General features: G+C 66.1%; 4 protein-coding genes. All 4 read right to left on the bottom strand.

Going from position 1 to position 4760, the window contains the following annotated elements; genetic code table 11:
* A partial coding sequence (gene pheA / locus AC1DU6_RS20330) for a prephenate dehydratase (RefSeq protein ID WP_477859177.1) occupies window positions 1–1012 on the bottom strand: 1012 nt, incomplete at its 3' end.
* Complete coding sequence (serC, locus tag AC1DU6_RS20325) at window positions 1005–2096, bottom strand: 3-phosphoserine/phosphohydroxythreonine transaminase (RefSeq protein WP_056202125.1); 1092 nt, start codon at window positions 2094–2096, stop codon at window positions 1005–1007. The genes serC and pheA, both read right to left, overlap by 8 nt.
* 14 nt (window positions 2097–2110) lie before the next feature.
* Window positions 2111–2692: a DUF2059 domain-containing protein gene (locus AC1DU6_RS20320; protein WP_056202128.1), complete on the bottom strand. Its 582-nt coding sequence runs from the start codon at window positions 2690–2692 to the stop codon at window positions 2111–2113.
* Between the two features lie 4 nt (window positions 2693–2696).
* A partial coding sequence (locus tag AC1DU6_RS20315; RefSeq protein WP_477859174.1) for a DNA gyrase C-terminal beta-propeller domain-containing protein occupies window positions 2697–4760 on the bottom strand: 2064 nt, incomplete at its 5' end.

Raw genomic sequence — 4760 nt, 5'->3', positions numbered from 1 at the left:
GCGTCGGATGGCCGTCGAGGTCGATGTAGAAGTAGTAATCCCACTGGCCGGTACGGGCCGGGCGGGACTCCAGGCGGGTCATGGATACGCCGTGCTTCTTCAGCGGCACCAGCAGATCGTGCATGGCGCCGGGCCGGTTGGGCACGGAAACGACCAGGCTGGTGCAGTCGCGCCCGGTGGCCGGCGGTGTGGCCATCGTCTGCGGCAGGCAGATGACGGCGAAGCGCGTGCGGTTGTATGCCTCGTCCTGGATGGCGTGCGCGGTGATGTGCAGGCCGAAAACCTGCGAGGCACGTTCGCTGCCCAGGGCGGCCCAGGCCGGGTTGGTGGCGGCCAGGCGCGAGCCCTCGGCATTGCTGGAGACGGCTCGGCGCTCGACGTCGGGCAGGTGCTTGTTCAGCCAGTTCTGGCATTGGGCCAGGGCTTGCGGGTGCGCGAGCACCGCTTCGATGCCGTGCATCGAAGGCTCCTTGCGCATCAGGTTGTGGCGGATCAGCAGGCTGACCTCGCCGACCACATGGCAGGGCGTGTGCAGGAACAGGTCCAGCGAGCGCGTGACGACGCCCTCGGTCATGTTCTCGACGCCGACGACGCCGAACTGCGCGCTGCCGCTGGCCGTCGCGTGGAAGACCTCGTCGAAAGTGGCGCAGTAGGTCATGTCGGCGGCGCTGCCGAAGTATTCGAGAGCGGCCTGCTCGCAGAAGGTGCCGATGGGGCCGAGCACGGCGACGCGCTGCGGCGACTCCAGCGCCAGGCAGGCGGACATGATCTCGCGCCAAATGGCCGCGACGTGCTCGGACTTCAACGGCCCCGGGTTAGCGGCACGGATCTTGTCGATGACCTGGGCGACGCGGTCCGGGCGGAAAAAGGGTGTGCCCTCGGCGCGCTTGATCTCGCCGACTTGCTCGGCGACGCGGGCGCGCTGGTTCAGCAGGTCCAGCAGCTGGCGGTCCAGGCCGTCGATCTGGTCGCGCAGCGCGAGCAGTGCCTGGGAGGCGACAGGTTCAGCCATGGCGGGCCTCGAAGTCCTTCAGGAATGACACCAGCGCCTGCACGCCTTCCAGCGGCATCGCGTTGTAGATGGACGCGCGCATGCCGCCCATCGACTTGTGACCCTTGAGCTGCAGCAGGCCAGCGGCCTTGGCCGCGGTCAGGAAGCTCTCGTTGAGCTTTTCATCCTTCAGGAAGAAGGGCACGTTCATGCGTGAGCGGCAGCTGGCGTCGACGCGGTTCTCGTAGAAGCCGGAGGCATCCAGCGTCGCGTAGAGCAGGCCGGCCTTGTCGATGTTGCGCTGCTCAATGGCGGCCAGGTCGCGCTTGCCGGCGTACTCAAAGCCTTTCACCCACTGGAACACCAGACCCGCCACATAGATCGCGAAGGTTGGCGGCGTGTTGAACATGGACTGGGCTGCCGCTACGGTTTCGTAGTTGAAGGCCGAAGGACAGATCTCCAGTGCGCGGCCCAGAAGGTCTTCGCGCACGAAGACCAGGGTCATGCCGGCCGGGCCGATGTTCTTCTGCGCGCCGCCGAAGGCCAGGCCGATGCGGCTCCAGTCGATGGGGCGCGACAACAGGTGGGAGGAGCAGTCGATGACCAGCGGCACGCCGTTGCCGATACGGGGCAGGTCATGGAATTCGACGCCGTCGATGGTCTCGTTKGTGCAGACGTGGACATAGCTCGCGTCGCTGCGAAGTTGCCAGTCGCCGGGGATGGCRTGCCCGCTGCCGATGTCGGCGGCGATCTGCACGTCGGCATAGCGGCGCGCCTCGGCGGCGCTCTTGCGCGACCAAGAGCCCGTCACGACGACATCGACCTTGCCGCCACGGCTCAGGTTCAGCGGCACGATGGCGTTTTCACCCAAGCCGCCACCCTGCATGAAGAGGATGCGGAAGTTGGCCGGCACGGCGAGCAGCTCGCGCAGATCCCGCTCAGCCGCTTCCGCGATGGAGATGAACTCCTTGCCGCGGTGGCTCATCTCCATGACGCTCATGCCACTGCCGTGCCAGTCCAGCATCTCGGCCGCCACCTGTTGCAGCACCGGTTCAGGCAGTGTGGCGGGGCCGGGGGCGAAATTGAACGGGCGGGCTGTGGTCATCGAGATCCGGGAGGCTACTTCTTGGGCGCGGAGGCTGCGGGCTTGGGCGCGGCGGCCGGCGGAGGCTGCAGGCCCAATTGCTTGGCCAGCGTGGTCTGCAAGGCCTTGAGACGGCCTTCCAGCGTGGGGCCGGCCTCGGCCATCACCTTTTGCGCGACGGCCTTCTGCAGTTCGACGCTGGCAAGGCCGAATTTCTGGCTGACCGGCGATTCTGCCCAGGCGACGACCTGCTTCAGTTCGTCCTCGTTGAAGCGTTCGTCCAGCAGGGCCGAAGCCGTGGGCCCAATCGCCTTGGCGATCTTGTCCTTCAGGTAGGGCACGTTTTCCTCGATGAACTTCTTCAGCTCGGCGTCCATGGCCTTGGCCGTCGCGTCGCGCTTCTCGGGCGGCACTTGCTGCAGCGCGGCGCGGCCGCCTTGCGTCAGCTGCGGCAGGGGTTGCTGCACGATGCTGGCCGCCATGCTGTCGGCCATGCCCTGCTGCTGCAGCGCCACGATCTTGTCGATCAGAGCCTTCTTGGCCGGCGACGGATCGGCCAGGGCGGTGCCAGTGGCCAGGGCCAGGGCGAGGGCCAGGCCCAGGTTGCGAGAGGTCATGTGATCAGTCCTTGGGGGCTTCGGAGGAGTCATCGGTAAGGCCGGCCTCGCCATCTTCGGCAGGGGCATCGGTCTCGTTGGCGTCGTTCTCGACGATGCGCTGCAGGCCGGACAGCTTGCTGCCGTCGTCCAGCGCGATCAGTGTGACGCCTTGCGTGGCGCGGCCGAGTTCGCGGATCTCGCTGACGCGGGTGCGCACCAGCACGCCCTTGTCGGTGATCAGCATGATCTCGTCCTCGGGGCGCACCAGCGTCGCGGCGACGACGCGGCCATTGCGCTCGCTCTGCTGGATGGCAATCATGCCCTTGGTACCGCGGCCGTGGCGCGTGTACTCAACGATGGACGTGCGCTTGCCGTAGCCGTTCTCGGTGGCGGTCAGCACGCTCTGGGTTTCGTCTTCGGCCACCAGCATGGCGATGAGGCGCTGGTCGGGCTCGAGCATCATGCCGCGCACGCCGCGGGCGGTGCGGCCCATCGGGCGCACGTCGTCCTCGTCGAAGCGCACGGCCTTGCCGCCGTCGCTGAACAGCATCACATCGTGGTGGCCGTCGGTCAGTGCGGCGCCGATCAGGTGGTCGCCCTCGTCCAGGTCGACGGAGATGATGCCGGCCTTGCGGGGATTGCTGAAGTCCTTCAGAGAGGTCTTCTTGACCGTGCCCATGGCCGTGGCCATGAAGATGAAGTGATCTTCAGGGAAGCTGCGGAACTCGCCGGTCAGCGCCAGCACGACGGTGATCTTCTCGTCGGCCTGCAGCGGGAACATGTTGACGATGGGCTTGCCGCGCGAGTTGCGCGAGCCCTGCGGTACTTCCCAGACCTTGAGCCAGTAGACGCGGCCGCGGTTGGAGAAGCACAGCAGCCAGTCGTGGGTGTTGGCGATGAAGAGCTGGTCGACCCAGTCGTCGTCCTTCGTCTGCGTGGCCTGCTTGCCGCGGCCGCCGCGCTTTTGAGCGCGGTATTCGCTCAATGCCTGGCTCTTGATGTAGCCGGTGTGCGAGAGCGTCACGACCATGTCGGTCGGCGTGATGAGGTCTTCGGTGCCGAGTTCCTGGGCGTTGTGCTCGATGACGCTGCGGCGAGCGCCCAGCTTGGTCTGGCCGAACTCGTTCTTCAGCTGCACCAGCTCGTCRCTGATGATGGTTGTCACCCGGGCAGGCGTGGCAAGGATGTTGAGCAGATCGGCGATCTCCGCCATCACTTCCTTGTACTCGCCGACGATCTTGTCCTGCTCCAGGCCAGTCAGGCGTTGCAGGCGCATCTGCAGGATTTCGCCAGCCTGCGATTCCGACAGGCGGTACAGGCCGTCGGCCTGCATGCCGTACTCGGGCTCCAGGCCTTCGGGACGGTAGGCGGAGGGGCCACCGGCCGACAGCGTCTCGGTGCGCGACAGCATCTCGCGCACCAGCGACGAATCCCAGCTCTTGGCCATCAGGGCAGCCTTGGCGACGGGCGGCGTCGGCGAGGTCTTGATGGTCTCGATGAATTCGTCGATGTTGGCCAGCGCCACCGCCAGGCCTTCCAGCACATGGCCGCGCTCGCGGGCCTTGCGCAGTTCGTAGATCGTGCGGCGGGTCACCACCTCGCGGCGGTGCTCCAGGAACACGATGACCATGTCGCGCAGATTGCATAGCTTGGGCTGGCCATCGACGAGGGCGACCATGTTCATGCCGAAGCTGTCCTGCAGCTGCGTCTGCTTGTACAGGTTGTTCAGCACCACCTCGGGCACTTCACCGCGCTTGAGCTCGATGACCACGCGCATCCCGGACTTGTCGGACTCGTCCTGGATGTGGCTAATGCCCTCGATCTTCTTTTCCTGCACCAGTTCGGCAATGCGCTCAAGCAGGGTCTTCTTGTTGACCTGGTAGGGGATCTCGTCAACGATGATCGACTGGCGCGAACCCTTGTCGATGTCCTCGAAATGCACCTTGGCGCGCATGACGACGCGGCCGCGGCCGGTGCGGTAGCCATCGCGCACGCCAGCCAGGCCGTAGATGATGCCGGCGGTCGGGAAGTCCGGCGCCGGGATGATCTCCATCAGCTCGTCAACGGTGCATTCCGGGCTCTTCAG

The organism is Roseateles sp. P5_B10, assembly GCF_056400485.1.
The sequence above is the reverse complement of the archived record's forward strand: the minus strand, read 5'-3'. Positions and strand labels throughout refer to the sequence as shown.